General features: G+C 38.9%; 13 protein-coding genes. All 13 read left to right on the top strand.

Translation table 11 applies throughout. The features are described 5' to 3' along the window. Window positions 1–88 precede the first annotated feature (88 nt). On the top strand, window positions 89–1,024 hold the full coding sequence (rsmH, locus tag U9R83_RS21355) for a 16S rRNA (cytosine(1402)-N(4))-methyltransferase RsmH (RefSeq protein WP_013058966.1): 936 nt from the start codon (window positions 89–91) through the stop codon (window positions 1,022–1,024). 33 nt (window positions 1,025–1,057) lie between these two features. After that, window positions 1,058–1,417, top strand: coding sequence for a cell division protein FtsL (gene ftsL, locus U9R83_RS21350; protein WP_013058965.1), 360 nt, complete (start codon window positions 1,058–1,060; stop codon window positions 1,415–1,417). 5 nt (window positions 1,418–1,422) lie between these two features. Then, a complete protein-coding gene (locus tag U9R83_RS21345; RefSeq protein WP_140451719.1) occupies window positions 1,423–3,669 on the top strand; it encodes a penicillin-binding protein in 2,247 nt (748 codons plus the stop codon). 69 nt (window positions 3,670–3,738) lie between these two features. Further along, window positions 3,739–5,655, top strand: coding sequence for a stage V sporulation protein D (locus U9R83_RS21340; RefSeq protein WP_013084856.1), 1,917 nt, complete (start codon window positions 3,739–3,741; stop codon window positions 5,653–5,655). Window positions 5,656–5,866: 211 nt separating this feature from the next. Then, a complete protein-coding gene (locus U9R83_RS21335; protein ID WP_243549911.1) occupies window positions 5,867–7,330 on the top strand; it encodes a UDP-N-acetylmuramoyl-L-alanyl-D-glutamate--2,6-diaminopimelate ligase in 1,464 nt (487 codons plus the stop codon). A gap of 61 nt (window positions 7,331–7,391) precedes the next feature. Then, window positions 7,392–8,366 (top strand): phospho-N-acetylmuramoyl-pentapeptide-transferase, encoded by a 975-nt coding sequence (gene mraY / locus U9R83_RS21330; protein ID WP_013058961.1) that lies wholly within the window; start codon window positions 7,392–7,394, stop codon window positions 8,364–8,366. Continuing rightward, window positions 8,367–9,716: a UDP-N-acetylmuramoyl-L-alanine--D-glutamate ligase gene (gene murD / locus U9R83_RS21325; RefSeq protein ID WP_014458374.1), complete on the top strand. Its 1,350-nt coding sequence runs from the start codon at window positions 8,367–8,369 to the stop codon at window positions 9,714–9,716. 61 nt (window positions 9,717–9,777) lie between these two features. Further along, window positions 9,778–10,878, top strand: coding sequence for a stage V sporulation protein E (gene spoVE, locus U9R83_RS21320; RefSeq protein WP_013058959.1), 1,101 nt, complete (start codon window positions 9,778–9,780; stop codon window positions 10,876–10,878). 540 nt (window positions 10,879–11,418) lie between these two features. Beyond that, complete coding sequence (gene murB, locus U9R83_RS21315) at window positions 11,419–12,324, top strand: UDP-N-acetylmuramate dehydrogenase (RefSeq protein WP_013058958.1); 906 nt, start codon at window positions 11,419–11,421, stop codon at window positions 12,322–12,324. 153 nt (window positions 12,325–12,477) lie between these two features. Further along, window positions 12,478–13,236, top strand: coding sequence for a cell division protein FtsQ/DivIB (locus U9R83_RS21310; RefSeq protein ID WP_016765445.1), 759 nt, complete (start codon window positions 12,478–12,480; stop codon window positions 13,234–13,236). Between the two features lie 425 nt (window positions 13,237–13,661). Further along, window positions 13,662–14,957 carry a cell division protein FtsA gene (gene ftsA / locus U9R83_RS21305; RefSeq protein ID WP_013058956.1) on the top strand — a complete coding sequence of 432 codons (1,296 nt, stop codon included), beginning with the start codon at window positions 13,662–13,664 and terminating at the stop codon, window positions 14,955–14,957. 41 nt (window positions 14,958–14,998) lie between these two features. Then, on the top strand, window positions 14,999–16,156 hold the full coding sequence (gene ftsZ / locus U9R83_RS21300) for a cell division protein FtsZ (RefSeq protein WP_013058955.1): 1,158 nt from the start codon (window positions 14,999–15,001) through the stop codon (window positions 16,154–16,156). 276 nt (window positions 16,157–16,432) lie between these two features. Then, complete coding sequence (gene spoIIGA, locus U9R83_RS21295) at window positions 16,433–17,356, top strand: sigma-E processing peptidase SpoIIGA (protein ID WP_014458377.1); 924 nt, start codon at window positions 16,433–16,435, stop codon at window positions 17,354–17,356.

The following is a 17,356-nucleotide window of genomic DNA, read 5'->3' as shown; positions in this document are numbered from 1 at the left end:
TATAAACGTGTATATATATCAAAGAAAAACACCGTTTTTTGCTTTTTGTATACATAACTAAGTAGTTTAGAAAGAAGTAGGTGTCATAATGTTTAATCACACAACTGTTTTGCTTAAAGAAGCAGCGGAAGGCTTAAATATTAAGCCGGATGGAGTATATGTCGACTGCACGCTTGGCGGAGCAGGTCATAGTGAATATATCGTAAAACAGCTATCAGAAAAAGGGAAATTAATTGCGTTTGATCAAGACGATGTCGCTCTTGCAAATGCAAAAGAGAAATTGGCCCCGTATCTAGACAGAGTTATTCTAATCAAAAGTAATTTTCGCTATTTAAAAGAGCAGCTAATGAAACACGGAATTGAAGAAGTAGATGGAGTATTATTCGACCTAGGCGTCTCGTCTCCTCAGTTGGATACACCAGAGCGAGGGTTCAGCTTTCATCATGATGCCCCGCTTGATATGCGCATGGATCAAAACTCAATGTTTTCTGCGTATAACGTAGTAAATGAATGGCCTTATGAAAAACTTGTGAAAATCTTTTTCCAATACGGAGAAGAAAAGTTTTCGAAACAAATTGCCCGCAAAATTGAAGCATATCGAGAGTCTAAACCAATTGAAACAACGCTAGAGCTGGTTGATCTTATTAAAGATGGTATTCCAGCGCCAGCTAGACGAACGGGTGGACATCCGGCAAAACGAATTTTCCAGGCTATTCGAATTGCTGTAAATGATGAGCTTCAAGTATTTGAAGATGCAATTGAACAGGCTATGGATGTGATCAAAAAAGGTGGGCGTGTAAGTGTTATTACCTTCCACTCACTTGAAGACCGAATTTGTAAAGTTGCGTTTAAAAATGCAAGCACGGTTCCGCAGCTTCCACATGGACTGCCGATTATTCCAGAAGAATTTAAACCTAAAATGAAAGTTATTACAAGAAAACCTATTTTACCTTCAGAAGAAGAGATAGAAGAAAATAAGCGCGCGCGTTCGGCAAAGCTTCGAATTGTTGAGAAATTAGTGTAATTAAAGGGTTTAATCAAAGAGGAGGGGACGAGAATGAACAATGTAGCATACAAAGTAAGAGAGCAAGATCAGCAGCAGAAGCAGCAAAAGACGGTACGTCAAGTTGTTCGGAAGACAAAAAGAAAAATCACGGTTGGTGAAAAAATTGTGTATTCCGGATTTGTCGCACTCATGCTGTTTGGATCTGTGCAAATCATTTCAAATCAATCTTCGCTTTATAGCATCAGTGAAGAAGTGCAATCACTCGATGGAAAGATTGACAAGCAAGAAGCAAAAAACAATGAGTTAAAATTACAGGTAACAGAGTTAAGTGCATACGATCGTATTTGGACAAAAGCAAAAGAACTTGGACTAAAATTGAATGAAAATAACGTAAAAGTCGTTAACGATTAATTGCGATGACTACGCCAAGAAAAAATAGCAATATTAGTACAGGAGCAGCAATATTAATTTTAATATTTGCATTGCTCTTTTTTGTATTAGCCATCAGGTTCTTTTACATCCAAGCGACAGGCAAAGCAGACGGAGAAGCTTTAGCCGAAATTGCACAAAAACAGCATACGCGAACGTCTAATATTGAAGGACAGCGCGGTACGATTTACGATCGAAACGGAGAAGCAATCGCCCAAGATACGGGTGCTTATACGGTTGTGGCGATTTTAGATAAAAAACAAACAAAAGACAAAGATCACCCGCAGCACGTAGTAGACCCTGAAAAAACGGCTGAAAAATTAGCCCCATTGTTGAAGATGGATGAGTCTAAACTTGAAAAAATGATGTCTAAAGACGTCTTCCAAGTCGAACTTGGCCCAGGCGGACGTGACATTGATAACGTGCTAAAGCAAAAAATTGAGAAACTAAATCTCCCAGGCATCACGTTTTTACGCGATTCGAAGCGTTTCTATCCAAACGGTGTATTCGCCTCAAGTATTTTAGGATACGCACAAAAAGATGATACGGGTAAAATCGTAGGGAAAATGGGAATTGAAAAAGTATTTGATAAGCAGCTTTCTGAAGAAGATGGATATGTAAAATACGAAGCTGCTAAAAATGGAATTAAGCTTCCGGATCCAAAAGAGTCAATTGTAGCTCCGAAAAATGGAGACAGCGTCACGCTTACGATTGATGAAAAAATTCAAACGTTTTTAGAGGATGCAATGACAGCTGCTGCTAAAGAATATAAACCAGAAGAGCTAATGGCAACGGTAGTGAATCCGAAAACCGGTGAAATTTTGGCGATGTCAAACCGCCCTTCATTTGACCCAAATATTCGTGATATCACTTCTTATCGTAATCCGTTTGTTGAAAACAGCTATGAACTTGGTTCAACAATGAAAATCTTTACGTTAGCAGCCGCGATTGATGCAGGCGTCTATAACGGCGAAGATCGCTATCAGTCGGGATCTTATAAAGTAACGAAAAACAGCGTTCCGATTAACGATCACAACGGTGGAGTCGGCTGGGGAGCTATTACATTTAATGAAGGAATTCAAAGGTCTTCAAATGTAGCGGTTGCCATTTTAGCCAACGAAAAATTAGGTACCGACCGTTTGTATAAATACTTGGACAAGTTTGGCTTTATGGATAAAACGGGAATTGACTTGCCGAACGAAGCTTCTAGCAAGTTAGTGACGAAGTACCCGAGAGACCGAGTAACTACTGCGTTTGGACAGGCGTCTGCTTTTACGCCTATTCAAGAAATTCAAGCGGCTACTGCCATTGCAAATGACGGGAAAATGATGAAACCTTACGTGATTAAACAAGTAGTCGATGAAACAAATAAGAAAACGATTAAGAAAACGAAACCTACCGTAGTAGGACAACCTATTTCTAAAAAAGCAGCGAACGAAACGCTAGATATTTTAGAAACCGTTGTTTCTTCTGATGACGGAACAGGGAAACCTTACGCGATTGAAGGATACGACGTCGCTGGAAAGACGGGAACAGCTCAAATTCCTGGTCCTAGCGGAGGCTACTTGCATGGACACGGAAAAAATTTCATTTCCTTTATGGGCTTTGCACCTGCTAAAGATCCAAAGCTGCTTGTCTATGTAGCCGTTAAAAATCCAACTCTCACGCCTCAAGAGACGGGTACTGCGCCGCTTACAGCCGTATTTAATCCGGTGATGAAAAACAGCCTGCAGTACTTAGGAGTGGAGCCTGAAAAAACAGACGAAGACGGAAAGAAAACAGAAGAGAAAAAGGTAGATTCAGAAATTACGCTTAAATCTTACGTTAACGAATCAGTTGATAGTACCGTGAAAGACTTAAAACAAAAAGGACTTGTTCCTGTTGTAATAGGTAAAGGAGATACGGTAGAAAGCCAATCACCTACTTCTGATACCATTGTCACTGGTCAACGCGTGTTCATTAAGACAAATGGAAAAGCCACAATGCCTGATTTAACAGGTTTTTCACATCGTGACGTTATTCGCTTTAGTGAATTTGTCAACGTTCGACCTAGCGCACTTGAAAATGGTTATGTTGTAAGTCAAAGTATTAAAGCAGGCGATCCGCTAAAAGCAGGCACGTACCTGAAAGTGGAACTTGAAACGCCTAAAGAATTTTCAAGCACGTTAAATAAGTTAAAAGAAACGGAAAAAAGTGAATCTGATAGTAAAAAAGACGATAAGCAACTTGACTAGAAAATAAGTTCTAGTGAATCCTGTACAAGCATATATTGGAACGAGCCGATTCAGAGGAGGTTCTAATATATGCGGGTATCAGGAGTCACAGTTCGTAAAAGGCTAGCCATTGTTTTGTTTGTCGGTTTTATTGTGTTTTTGATTATTGATACAAGGCTTGGATATGTACAGTTGCTGACTGGGGATACGCTAACTGAAAAAGCCAAAGATTTATGGAGTCGGAATATTCCTTTTGAACCGGAAAGAGGAAAGATACTAGATCGCAATGATGTGGCACTTGCTACAAATAAAAGTGCACCGACCGTTTTAGTTATGCCAAGACAAGTTGAAAATCCAGCTGTTACGGCTGAAAAGTTAGCAAAAGTGCTGGGGGCATCAAAAGAAAAAGTATATGAACAAATAACAAAAGCTTCTTCTAGCGTATATTTGCGTCCTGAAGGAAGAAAAATTTCACATGCGAAAGCAAATGAAGTGCGAAATTTAAATTTAAAAGGCGTATATATAGCTGAGGATTCGAAGCGGTACTATCCGTTTGGAAGTTATTTGTCGCATGTATTAGGCTTTGCGGGAGTAGATAATCAAGGGTTAACAGGCCTTGAATTATATTATGATAAAGAGCTAAAAGGACAAAAAGGTTCAGTTAAATTGTATTCTGATGCTAAAGGTAAAAAGATGCCCAATATAGCCGATGACTACACAGCGCCGGTGGACGGGCTGGATTTGAGATTGACCATTGATTCACGTGTGCAAACAATCATGGAGCGTGAGTTGGATAATGCTCAGACAGCTTATAATCCAGATGGTATGATTGCCATTGCCATGAACCCTAAAAATGGTGAAATTTTAGGTATGTCAAGTCGTCCGGGCTTTGATCCAACGGATTTTAAAAATGTGAAGCCTGAGGTGTATAATCGCAATCTTCCAATCTGGAGCGTATATGAGCCTGGATCAACGTTTAAGATTATTACACTGGCAGCTGCTCTTGAAGAAAAGAAAGTGGATTTACTAAAAGATCAATTTTACGACGATGGAGCCGCGGAAGTTGGAGGAGCGAGACTTCGCTGCTGGAAAAAAGGCGGACATGGACAGCAGTCTTTTTTAGAAGTTGTACAGAACTCATGTAACCCTGGTTTTGTGGAGCTTGGGGAACGTTTGGGAAAAGAGAAATTGTTCAAATACATTAAAGAATTTGGCTTTGGTCAAAAAACAGGTATTGATTTACAGGGGGAAGCAAAAGGAATTTTGTTCCCGCTTGAGCGCGTAGGGCCGGTTGAACAAGCTACAACAGCTTTTGGGCAAGGTGTTGCTGTTACGCCTATTCAACAAGTAGCTGCTGTTTCAGCAGCCGTAAATGGTGGAACGCTTTATGAACCTTATATTGCAAAAGAGTGGGTGGATCCAACTACCGGAAAAGTTGTAAGCAGTCATAAGCCGGTTGCTAAGCGAAAAGTTATTTCCGAGGAAACGTCTAAGCAAGTGCGTTTTGCGCTTGAAAGTGTAGTAGCACAAGGAAGCGGAAAAGGAGCTTTTGTGGAAGGGTACCGCGTTGGAGGAAAGACGGGTACTGCGCAGAAAGCTCAAAATGGAAAGTATTTAAAAAATAATCACATCGTTTCTTTTATCGGTGTTGCACCAGCAGATAACCCTGAAATTGTCGTGTATGTTGCGGTTGATAATCCAAAAGGCACCATTCAGTTTGGTGGAGTTGTAGCAGCTCCGATTGTAGGTAAAATGATTGAAGACAGTTTGCGTGTGATGGACGTTAAACCGCGTAAAGGACAAATTGAAAAAGAGTTAACGTGGCTGGACACACCAATGATAAAAGTACCAAATGTCGTAGGAATGTCAAAAAAAGAGTTACAAGAACAGCTACTTAATTTAAAATTAGATGTGAGTGGCGAAGGAGATAAAGTGGTCAAGCAGTCTCCTGCAGCCGGAACGAAAGTTAAAGAAGGCGAAACGGTTAGAATTTATATGGGGAAATAAAAATCTCTATAAACCATTATTCTTCCTTGCATGATAATCAGCAGGTTACTCTGCGTGTGAACATGAAATCAACAAATAAGCCTTGGGGGTGTTCCCTCCGGGCTTCTTTTTCTGTAAAATGTAATAGGTTAGATGCTAGAAAAAGAAGAATAGTTGCCATAGCGTCTTATAACAAACGTTTCACTTTACAAATAGAGAGGACATGGTAGGAATGGATTTACGAGAACTACTAACACATTTACATGATTTTGTTCAGCTTCCTGAACAGAATATTGATATTACGTCAATTGAAATGGATTCAAGAGAAGTTAAGCCCGGAGCATTGTTCATTTGTATAGATGGCTATACAGTTGATGGTCATAGCTTTGCACAGATGGCTGTGGAAAAAGGAGCAGTAGCAATCTTAGCAGAAAAGCCCGTGGATGTAGAAGTGCCTGTTGTACGCGTGAAGAGTACAAAACGAGCAATGGCAGTACTAGCGGATGCTTTCTACAATCAGCCCACACAAAAAATGCATTTAATTGGTGTAACAGGCACAAATGGAAAAACAACGATTACACATTTAATTGAGCATATCTTTAAATCACAACATAAAAAGACGGGTCTAATTGGAACGATTGAAATTCGTATTGGTGATACGTCTTATGATGTGAAAAACACCACGCCTGAATCGCTGACGCTCCAAAAAACATTTCACCAAATGGTGGAGGAGAATGTAGAAGTAGCGATGATGGAAGTATCATCTCACGCGCTTGACTTAGGACGCGTACACGGGTGCGACTTTGACGTGGCGGTATTTAGTAACTTAACGCAAGATCATCTGGACTATCATCATACAATGGAAGATTATCGTCGTGCGAAAGGGTTGCTATTTGCACAGTTAGGAAACGCTTATAACCATAATCGTCCTAAATTTGCCGTTCTGAATGCTGATGATGCGGCAACTGAGGAATATATTAAGAACACGGCTGCTACAGTGATTACCTATGGCATTGACCGTGACAGTGATATTCGTGCAACAAATATTCAAATTACAAACAGCGGCACAACGTTCGACTTGACAACACCGACAGAAACGGTTCGTGTAGAAATGAAGCTTATTGGGAAATTCAGCGTCTACAACGTATTAGCGGCTACGGCTTCATGTTTAGTATCAGGTATTCCTCTGTCAGTTATTGTCGATGAAATAAAAGTGTTAGAAGGCGTGTCTGGGCGTTTTGAAGTGGTTGATGCGGAGCAAGATTTTACGGTTATCGTTGATTATGCCCACACGCCGGACAGCTTAGAGAACGTGTTAAAAACTGTAAAAGAATTCGCAAAACGCAATATATATGTTATTGTTGGTTGTGGCGGAGATCGAGATCGTACAAAACGACCAATCATGGCTCGGATTGCAGCTGAATACAGTACACAAGCTATTTTGACATCTGATAATCCACGAAGTGAAGATCCATTGGCTATTTTAAAAGATATGGAAGAAGGTTTGGATACAGATAACTATGTGACGATTGCTGATCGTGCAGAAGCTATTCGCTATGCAGTGGAAACAGCGCATTCAGATGATGTTATTGTCATTGCTGGAAAAGGGCACGAGACCTATCAAATTATTGGTAAGAAAGTATTCGATTTTGACGATCGAGAAGTAGCACGCAAAATGATTGAGGAGCGAAAGTAGTAATGAAATGGGTAGAGAACAAAATGAGTCGGAATGAGTTGGAAGTTAAGGAGGGGACATCGTGCTAGAACAATCAATTTTATTGACAATCGGCGTAGCCTTTTTGATTACGGTTGTATTGTCGCCGATTTTTATTCCCTTCTTAAGAAGATTAAAGTTTGGTCAAAGTATTCGTGATGAAGGCCCGAAATCTCACCAGAAAAAATCAGGTACACCTACAATGGGCGGTATCATGATTTTATTATCTATTATTGTGGCAACTCTTATTATGGTCAATCAATATGCAGAACTTACATATAAGACGTTTCTATTATTATTTGTCACAATCGGATTTGGTTTGTTAGGATTTTTAGATGATTTTATAAAAGTAGTGTTAAAGCGTAACCTTGGATTAACATCTAAACAAAAGTTTTTAGGTCAGGTTGTCATTTCAATTATTTTTTACTTTATTGCAAGACAGTTTGAGTTTTCAACTGAAGTGACGATTCCTGGAATTAAAGACCCAATCGATTTAGGTTGGTTTTATGTTGTTTTCCTCATCATCTGGCTTGTTGGTTTTTCAAACGCGGTTAACTTAACGGATGGATTAGATGGACTTGTATCTGGTACAAGTGCGATTGCTTTTGGTGCATTTGCAGTTCTTGCTTGGAATGCAGAACAGTTTGAACTATCTATTTTCTCAGTTGCTGTAGTAGGAGCTGTGTTAGGATTTTTAGTTTTTAATGCCCATCCTGCAAAAGTATTTATGGGAGATACGGGTTCTTTAGCGCTAGGAGGAGCTATCGCTACGGTGGCTGTCTTAATGAAAATGGAATTCTTGCTTGTTATTATCGGTGGTGTGTTTGTTATTGAAACACTATCTGTTATTATTCAAGTCGCATCTTTCAAAACAACAGGAAAACGTGTGTTTAAAATGAGCCCGCTTCATCACCATTACGAGCTAAGCGGCTGGTCGGAATGGCGCGTAGTTATGACTTTTTGGGCTGTAGGACTATTATTTGCAATGCTTGGAATTTATATCGAGGTGTGGATTTAAATGAAATCAGTCAATACGTATCAAGGTAAACAAGTACTTATTTTAGGATTAGCCAAGAGCGGTTTAGCAGCCGCTCAGTTAGTTAAACAGCTTGGTGCTAAAGTAGTCGTTAATGATCAAAAACCGTACGAAGAGAACGTAGCAGCACAGGAATTAGAAAAAACGGGCATTGAAGTTGTCTGTGGACATCATCCGCTTGAGCTTTTAGACAAAGCGGATGTTATTGTAAAAAACCCTGGGATTCCGTATTCAAATGTTCTATTGCAAGAAGCATTAAAGCGAAGTATTCCGATTTTAACAGAGGTAGAATTGGCTTATGAAATTAGCGAAGCTCCTTTTATCGGAATTACGGGAAGCAATGGGAAGACAACAACAACAACGCTAATTTATAAAATGTTAGAAGAAGATCAAAAGCAGCCGTTGATTGCTGGAAATATTGGAACAGTAGCTTGTGAAGTGGCGCAAAAAGCAACAAAGGACAATGTAATTGTAACGGAGCTTTCTTCTTTTCAGCTGATGGGAATTGAAAAATTCCGTCCGAAAATCTCTTTATTATTGAATTTGTTTGATGCTCACTTAGACTATCATGGTACAAAAGAGGAATATATCAAAGCGAAAGCAAATCTCTTTAACAATCAAACAAGTGAAGACTTTGCCGTTATTAATGCGGATGATGAGCTAGTGATGAAAGCTAGTGCAAACGTTAAAGCGACAAAAGTACCTTTTTCTGTTACAGCTCAAACGACAGAAGGAGCGTATATTAAAAACGAAACGATTTTCTTTAAAGATGAAGAAGTGATGTCCTTAAAAGATGTGGTGCTGCCAGGCAGACATAATCAAGAAAACATTTTAGCAGCTGTATCCGTTGTGAAGCTGTACGGCTGTTCAAATGAAGCTATCTACCGCGTGCTCACAACGTTTGCTGGTGTTAAACATCGCGTTCAATATGTCACGACAATCAACAAACGTAAGTTTTATAATGACTCTAAAGCTACGAATATGCTTGCTACAAAAGTAGCTCTTTCCGCTTTTTCGCAGCCGACGATTCTACTTGCAGGTGGACTCGATCGCGGCAATGAGTTTGATGATTTAAAAGAAGAGTTTAAAAATGTGAAAGCTGTTATTACGTTTGGTGAAACGGCTCCTAAAATTGAACGCGTAGCAAAAGAAGCGGGAATACAAATTGTAAAACGTGTCGATAATGTTAAACAAGCAGTTTCAGAAGCATATGCTTGTTCAGATGAAGAAGATGTTATTTTATTATCTCCTGCTTGTGCAAGCTGGGATCAATTTAAAACTTTTGAAGAACGTGGTGACATCTTTATTGAATCTGTGCATAAACTGAAATAAGGGCTTGTCTAAACACCTAGAAAATACACTAGCCCTAATCTATTTTTAGAGGTGTGTGACAGTGTCGACAAAAAGGTCTACCCCAGATTTTTTTCTCATAATCGTTACGCTTTCCTTGCTAACCATCGGCCTTATCATGGTATACAGCGCAAGTGCGGTATGGGCTACATACAAGTTTAATGATTCTTTTTTCTTTGCTAAACGCCAGCTCTTATTTGCAGGGCTTGGAGTATGCGCGATGTTTGTCATCATGAATATTGATTATTGGATGTGGCGTACGTGGGCAAAGCCAATTGTAATCATTTGCTTTGTTATGCTGGTACTTGTATTGATTCCGGGAGTAGGGCTAGTACGGAATGGGTCGCAAAGTTGGATAGGAGTTGGAGCGTTTTCGATTCAACCTTCAGAATTTATGAAGTTTGCTATGATTATATTTTTAGCGAAATATTTATCAGAAAACCAGAAGAAAATTACATCCTTTAGAAAAGGAATGTTACCGGCATTATTACTGGTTTTCTTACCGTTTGGCATTATTATGATGCAGCCGGATTTAGGAACCGGAACGGTGCTTGTTGGAACTTGTTTAGTTATGATTTTTGTTTCAGGAGCCAAAGTCAGTCACTTTGCAGGGCTTGGATTACTTGGCGTTGCCGGTTTTGTAGGGCTTGTTTTATCGGCTCCTTATCGGATTAAACGCATCACCTCGTTTTTAAATCCTTGGGAAGATCCGCTTGGAAGCGGGTTTCAAATCATTCAATCTCTTTATGCAATTGGGCCGGGGGGATTGCTTGGATTAGGGTTAGGGCAAAGTAGACAAAAGTTCTTTTATCTGCCGGAACCTCAAACTGATTTTATTTTTGCTATTCTAGCAGAAGAGCTTGGTTTCATCGGAGGAACACTTGTTCTGCTTTTGTTTAGCTTATTGCTTTGGAGAGGAATTAAAGTAGCGCTCGGAGCACCTGATCTTTACGGAACGTTTTTAGCCTTGGGAATTATTTCAATGGTTGCGATTCAAGTCATGATTAATATAGGCGTGGTAACAGGTCTTATGCCTGTTACGGGAATTACGCTTCCATTTTTAAGTTATGGCGGATCATCGCTGACGCTCATGTTGGCAGCAGTTGGAGTTTTGTTAAATGTTAGTAGATATTCTCGCTATTAATTGAAAAAAATTGTATAATGTCAAGTAGGCAATGGTCTACTGAAGTAAACCGTCATCTTAAATCCAAGTGCACGCCGGATTTTGTTGGCGGTTTATTTTCGATTTTTTACAGGTAGATGATATTTTTGTATGAAATGTTTTTAAAATGTAATGTTGTGATAACCAATTTTGGGTCCAACTATGGTATGATGTGTAAGGTTAAATGTTTTATCTTAGTGAGTAAGTGAACGTATGTGCACTTATGAGCGTAGCGTTTTTTTATGACTGTCAGCATGTGTTTAACTTCTAAATGAAAAACGATAAAAAAACAATCAAAATTACTTTATATAGCAGATGAACGTACATTCTATGGGTGAATGTCATACGATAAATAAAAATGATGAAATTGACAACAGAATAGAGTGCCTTCGTAGAAAAAAAGTATCTTACAAGGTGCTGCTGCTTAGTTATGAATCTGTTCTTATTATTCTTATGCATTAGAAGTAAGGGCGCATTGACATGAAAGTTTTATAACAGCAAAGAGGGTTTTAGGAGGTTCTTATGGAAGCGTTAGTAAAAGAGTTAGTCGAAGCGAATATTGGAAAGGTTCGTGAAAATGAACCGCTAGCAAAACATACAACAATGAAAATTGGTGGTCCAGCAGATGTGCTTGTAGAACCTGATTCTGTTGATCACTTAAAAGTTACAATGGATATTATTAAAAAACATGGCGTGAAATGGAGAGCGATTGGTCGAGGATCTAATCTTCTTGTTTCTGATAAGGGAATTGAAGGTGTGGTCATTAAGCTCGGAGCCGGATTAGATGATTTAACAGTAGATGGAGAGACGGTTACTGTAGGTGGGGGATACCCTAGCATCAAGCTTGCAACAGTTATTACAAAACAAGGTCTGTCTGGACTGGAGTTTTCAAGTGGAATTCCTGGATCTGTGGGAGGCGCTGTTTATATGAATGCAGGTGCCCATGGTTCTGATATGTCTCATGTAGTCGAAAAAGCGCTGATTTTATTTGAAGATGGCACTCTTGAGTGGCTGACAAATGAAGAGCTTCAATTTTCGTATCGTCATTCAATTCTACAAAAAGACCGTCCTGGAGTATGTGTAGAAGCCGTGCTGCGTTTGAAAAAGGGAACGAAAGATGATATTGTGGCGGTCATGCAGAAAAATAAAGACTATCGCCGCGAAACACAGCCTTGGAATTTCCCTTGTGCAGGAAGTATCTTTAGAAATCCGCTACCAAATTATGCAGGAGACTTAATTGAAAAGTCCAACTTAAAAGGTTTTTCAGTAGGTGGTGCGCAAATTAGTGAGCAGCATGCGAACTTCATTGTCAATACAGGAGATGCAACGGCTTCAGACGTGCTGAATTTAATTGCTCATGTTAAGAAAACAATTAAAGAGAAATTCGATATTGATATTCATACAGAAGTTGAGATTATCGGCCGCTAATTACTCAGCCCGTCGCTGTATGGTTATGCGTGAAAAGGTAGCTTTTATGTGTTTATTCTATGCTATAATGGGGATATTCTCATGAAGCAAAGATTGGAAATAAATAGATGGTAATTCTTCGTTTATTTTCTCAAATGGATAAGGGTGAAAAAAATGGAAAAAGGTAAGTTAATTGTTTTAGAAGATCGGGTACCGAAGCTCCAAGAACAGCGAAAGCAAAAAGCAAATAGACGGCTTATTTTGTATTTATCACTCTTTTTCATCCTTATTTTATTTATTGTATATTCTCAATCTTCTCTGAGTAATGTTTCTAACATTGAAGTACAAGGGAATAAACATGTAAGTGATAAGGATATTGTCAAAGCGAGTGGTCTGTCCAAAAAAACCAGCTACTGGAAAGCTGATGCTGATCAAATTCAAGAAAAAGTCGAAAAAAACCCTGAGGTAAAGGAAGCTGTCATTCACAAAACATTTCCTAATAAGGTCGTAATCGACGTAAAAGAGTACGCAAGAATTGCATATGTAACCTCGGGGAATAAATATTTCCCTGTGAATGAAAATGGAAAAGTTTTAAAAGAAGTAAGTGCTAAGAAAGTGTCATCCGACGCTCCGTTGCTAATTGACTGGAAAGACGGAGACGCTATACAAAGCATGGTTCAAGAATTAGCTAAAACGCCTAAGAGCATAAAAGGGGCTATTTCTGAGATTTACTATGCGCCGACAAAATCAGAACCTCTTCACATCGAGGTGTTTATGAATGATACGCGTGAAGTAAGCGGGAAAATTAGCAACTTCTCTGATAAAATTGTTCATTACCCAGCTATTGCAAGTAAATTGAGTGATGATCAAAAAGGTATTATTGATTTAGAAGAAGGATATGCATTTAAACCTTATAAAAAGAGCAAGCAGTAATTATTTTTTATAAGTGTTAATTAAAGGAAATAGATGAGTTGAGACTGGCAAACTAGCCCTTGTACATTGTATAATCACATGCAAGTATTCTGCATACATATGATTTTCTTCTCCGGTGCTGTGAAATGGAAATGTAATATTTGTTCTAGGTAAGTTTCGCTTTTCTCAGTGTACATCTTAGTGTAGACTTGTAGTTAAATAGCTTTTTTCAGTGAATTTTAGGCTTAAATCTAAAAAAAAGTCAAAACCAGAACGTTTTGTTCTTTGAAAGAGATAAAGTCTGTGAAAAACTTGAAAAAAATTGATTTTACAAAAGGGAAACAGATGTATTTGTTGAATATTTTCATATAATAAAAAATTAATATTGTTGTTCTTCTTAATTTATTAAGATGACATGTGCAGAAAGAAAAAGGAGGTGCCAAAGAATGAACAGCAATGAAATATACGTTAGTTTAGACATCGGTACATCCAGTGTGAAAGTAATCATCGGAGAGATGAGTAACGATTCATTGAATATCATTGGTGTAGGGAATGTTAAATCACACGGACTAAAAAAAGGTTCTATCGTTGATATAGATGCAACAGTTCAATCTATTAGAAAAGCAGTAGAACAAGCTGAACGAATGGTAGGCATTACAATTAAAAAGGTTGTAGTGGGCATAAGCGGAAATCATGTATTTTTACAGGATTGTCACGGAGTAGTAGCCGTGTCAAGCGAAAATCGTGAAATTACAAACGAAGATATTCATCGAGTAATTGATGCTGCTCAAGTCATGTCTATCCCGCCAGATCGTGAAATCATTGATGTTATTCCAAAGCAATTTATTGTAGATGGCTTAGAAGGTATTAACGATCCTAGAGGTATGATTGGGGTACGTTTAGAAATGGAAGGCACAATCATAACGGGATCTAGAACGGTTTTACATAACTTATTACGCTGTGTAGAAAGAGCTGGTTTAGAAATCAGTGATATTTGTTTACAGCCTCTAGCCGCTGGTTCAATTGCATTATCTCGTGATGAAAAAAACTTAGGTGTCGCACTGGTAGATATCGGTGGGGGTTCAACAACGGTTGCGATCTTTGACCAAGGACATTTGAAAGTAACAAATGTACTAGCTGTTGGCGGAGAGCACATTACCAAAGATTTATCGATTGGCCTTCGCACATCGACTGAAGATGCGGAAAATATTAAGATAAAGCATGGACATGCTTTCTACGATCATGCTTCTGAAGAAGAAGTATTTAGTGTACCGATCATTGGAAGCGATCAGCATCAGCAGTTTAATCAGCTCGAAATCTCTGATATTATTGAAGCTAGATTAGAAGAGATTTTAGATATGATTACGCAGGAGGTAAATCGCCTAGGATACAAAGATATTCCAGGAGGATTTGTTTTAACAGGCGGAGTAGTAGCGATGCCTGGTATTCTTGAGCTAGCTCAAGTAATTTTAAAGAATAACGTGCGCATAGCAGTGCCTGATTATATTGGAGTACGTGAGCCGCATTATACAACAGGCGTAGGATTAATAAAATTTGCATACAAAAATGCTAAAATACAAGGCCGGGAAATTGGAGCGCCAGTTGTGGAAGAAGAGCCGATTGAGCAAGAAATGATCAAACCTAGCCCGAAACCACAGCAGCCGCAACAATCAGCTGAGCAGCCGAAAAAGAAAAATGACCAAAATTTAATGAAGAAGTTTTTTGGATACTTCTTTGATTAACGTTACGGATTGGTAATTTCGAAGAATTAGGAGGAACTATCATGTTGGAGTTTGATACAAGTGTAGACCAATTAGCGACGATTAAAGTAATCGGTGTCGGAGGCGGCGGTAACAACGCGGTTAACCGAATGATTGAACATGGCGTCCAAGGTGTAGAATTTATTGCAGTTAATACAGATGCACAAGCATTAAATTTATCAAAAGCTGAAACAAAAATGCAAATCGGCGCTAAATTAACAAGAGGATTAGGTGCAGGTGCTAATCCGGAAGTTGGTAAAAAAGCTGCTGAAGAAAGTAAGGAACAAATCCAAGAAGCGCTAAAAGGTGCAGACATGGTTTTCGTAACAGCTGGTATGGGTGGAGGAACTGGAACTGGTGCAGCTCCAGTCATTGCCCAAATTGCTCGTGAGCTAGGAGCACTAACGGTAGGTGTTGTTACTCGTCCGTTTACGTTTGAAGGCCGTAAGCGTTCTACTCAAGCGGCAGGCGGTATTGCGTCAATGAAAGAAGCAGTGGATACGCTGATTGTTATTCCAAATGATCGCTTATTAGAAATCGTTGATAAAAACACGCCAATGCTAGAAGCGTTCCGTGAAGCGGATAACGTATTACGACAAGGTGTGCAAGGTATTTCAGATTTAATCGCAGTTCCTGGATTAATTAACTTAGACTTCGCTGACGTGAAAACAATTATGTCTAACAAAGGATCTGCACTTATGGGTATCGGTATTGCGACTGGTGAAAACCGCGCTGCTGAAGCAGCTAAAAAAGCTATTTCAAGTCCACTTCTTGAAACATCTATCGATGGAGCTCAAGGTGTGTTAATGAATATCACAGGCGGTACAAACCTAAGTCTTTACGAAGTACAAGAAGCTGCAGATATCGTTGCTTCGGCTTCTGACCAAGAAGTGAACATGATCTTTGGATCTGTTATTAACGAAAACCTAAAAGACGAGATTGTTGTTACAGTTATTGCAACTGGCTTTAGTGACCAAGATTTATCACAGCCAAAACCAGGTCGCCCTTCGTTATCGGCGAATCGCATGCAGCAATCGACACAGCAACCGGCTCCACAGCCGAAGCGTGAAGTAAAGCGTGAAGAACCTGTACAGCAAGAATATACGCGTCCATCTCAGCCACAGTCTGAAGATGCGCTAGATATTCCAACATTCTTACGAAACCGTAATCGTAGACGCTAAGAAAATAAAAAGCCAAGACCTCTGTTTTATACAGAGGTCTTTTTTTATGCAATGAATCTAGAAAACTCAAAAAGAGTATAAAAAACATTCGACATGGTCAATATGACGCCTTCAAAGGGTTTGTGTTTTCTTTCTAAAAATGGTGTGACAAATATCGAATGATTTCCTCAAAAATACTGCTTGTTTCTCGGCATGAACTGACAGACTTTCTAATAGGATGTACTATATACTAATTTTTAACAGAAAAATTCAGAAAGAATGGAGAGGTTATAAACATTGCCAATCTATTTAGATTTAATATGGATGCTGAATTTTGGGTTAGATACGATCCTACTAATGTTATGTGCTGTTGTACTTAAACGGAATTACAAGTGGTGGCGGCTTTTGCTTGGCGGCTTTATCGGTTCATTGATTGTCCTTCTTATGTTTACACCTTTTTCTCATCTTATGGTTCATCCTGCTATTAAAATTTTATTCTCGTTTTTTATGGTATTGATGGCGTTTGGTTATAAACGACTGCGCTTTTTCTTTGAGAATTTATTAACGTTTTATTTTGCAACCTTTGTTGTGGGTGGAGGGTTAATGGGCGTTCACTTTTTATTTCAAGATCAGTTCCTTGTTCTTAATCAAATGGTTGATACGAAATCTCCACAGTTTGGTGATCCTATTAGCTGGATATTTGTTCTTATTGGTTTTCCGCTATTATCTTATTTTTCAAAAGCACGAGTTGATGATTTGCGAATGAAAAATATTACATTTGATCAGCTGGTAGATGTAGAAGTTATTTTAAACGAACAGACGCTGTCGATGAAAGGACTTATTGATAGTGGGAATCAGCTTGTGGATCCGCTGACGAAAACCCCGGTTATGATTGTTACAGCAGATTCTTTAAAAGAAATATTGCCTGAAGGCTTAATGGAATTAAGCAAAAATGTCCAATCCTTTTCACACAGCGAAGATATTGATCAAGAGTGGTATTCAAAAGTCCGCTTTGTCCCTTATCGAAGCGTAGGCCAAGCCAATCAGCTGCTGCTTGCTCTAAAGCCAGATATGGTAAGGCTGGTACATCAGTCCAACACGATTGAAGTCACTAAAGTATTAGTAGGTATTAGTCATACAACGCTTTCAGTGGAGAAGCAATATGAATGTATTGTTCATCCGAAGCTTATCGTTATTGGAGAAGTAAGTTCCGCATCGTAA

The organism is Priestia sp. LL-8 (assembly GCF_036227845.1).
Taxonomy (GTDB): domain Bacteria; phylum Bacillota; class Bacilli; order Bacillales; family Bacillaceae_H; genus Priestia; species Priestia zanthoxyli.
This window is presented reverse-complemented; position numbering and strand designations above follow the sequence as displayed.

Coding starts and splice junctions, on each gene's coding strand:
- murD (WP_014458374.1), top strand. CDS start 8,367: ATGAAATCAGTCAATACGTATCAAGGTAAACAAGTACTTATTTTAGGA.
- murB (WP_013058958.1), top strand. CDS start 11,419: ATGGAAGCGTTAGTAAAAGAGTTAGTCGAAGCGAATATTGGAAAGGTT.
- U9R83_RS21310 (WP_016765445.1), top strand. CDS start 12,478: ATGGAAAAAGGTAAGTTAATTGTTTTAGAAGATCGGGTACCGAAGCTC.
- U9R83_RS21335 (WP_243549911.1), top strand. CDS start 5,867: ATGGATTTACGAGAACTACTAACACATTTACATGATTTTGTTCAGCTT.
- U9R83_RS21340 (WP_013084856.1), top strand. CDS start 3,739: ATGCGGGTATCAGGAGTCACAGTTCGTAAAAGGCTAGCCATTGTTTTG.
- ftsL (WP_013058965.1), top strand. CDS start 1,058: ATGAACAATGTAGCATACAAAGTAAGAGAGCAAGATCAGCAGCAGAAG.
- rsmH (WP_013058966.1), top strand. CDS start 89: ATGTTTAATCACACAACTGTTTTGCTTAAAGAAGCAGCGGAAGGCTTA.
- ftsZ (WP_013058955.1), top strand. CDS start 14,999: ATGTTGGAGTTTGATACAAGTGTAGACCAATTAGCGACGATTAAAGTA.
- U9R83_RS21345 (WP_140451719.1), top strand. CDS start 1,423: ATGACTACGCCAAGAAAAAATAGCAATATTAGTACAGGAGCAGCAATA.
- ftsA (WP_013058956.1), top strand. CDS start 13,662: ATGAACAGCAATGAAATATACGTTAGTTTAGACATCGGTACATCCAGT.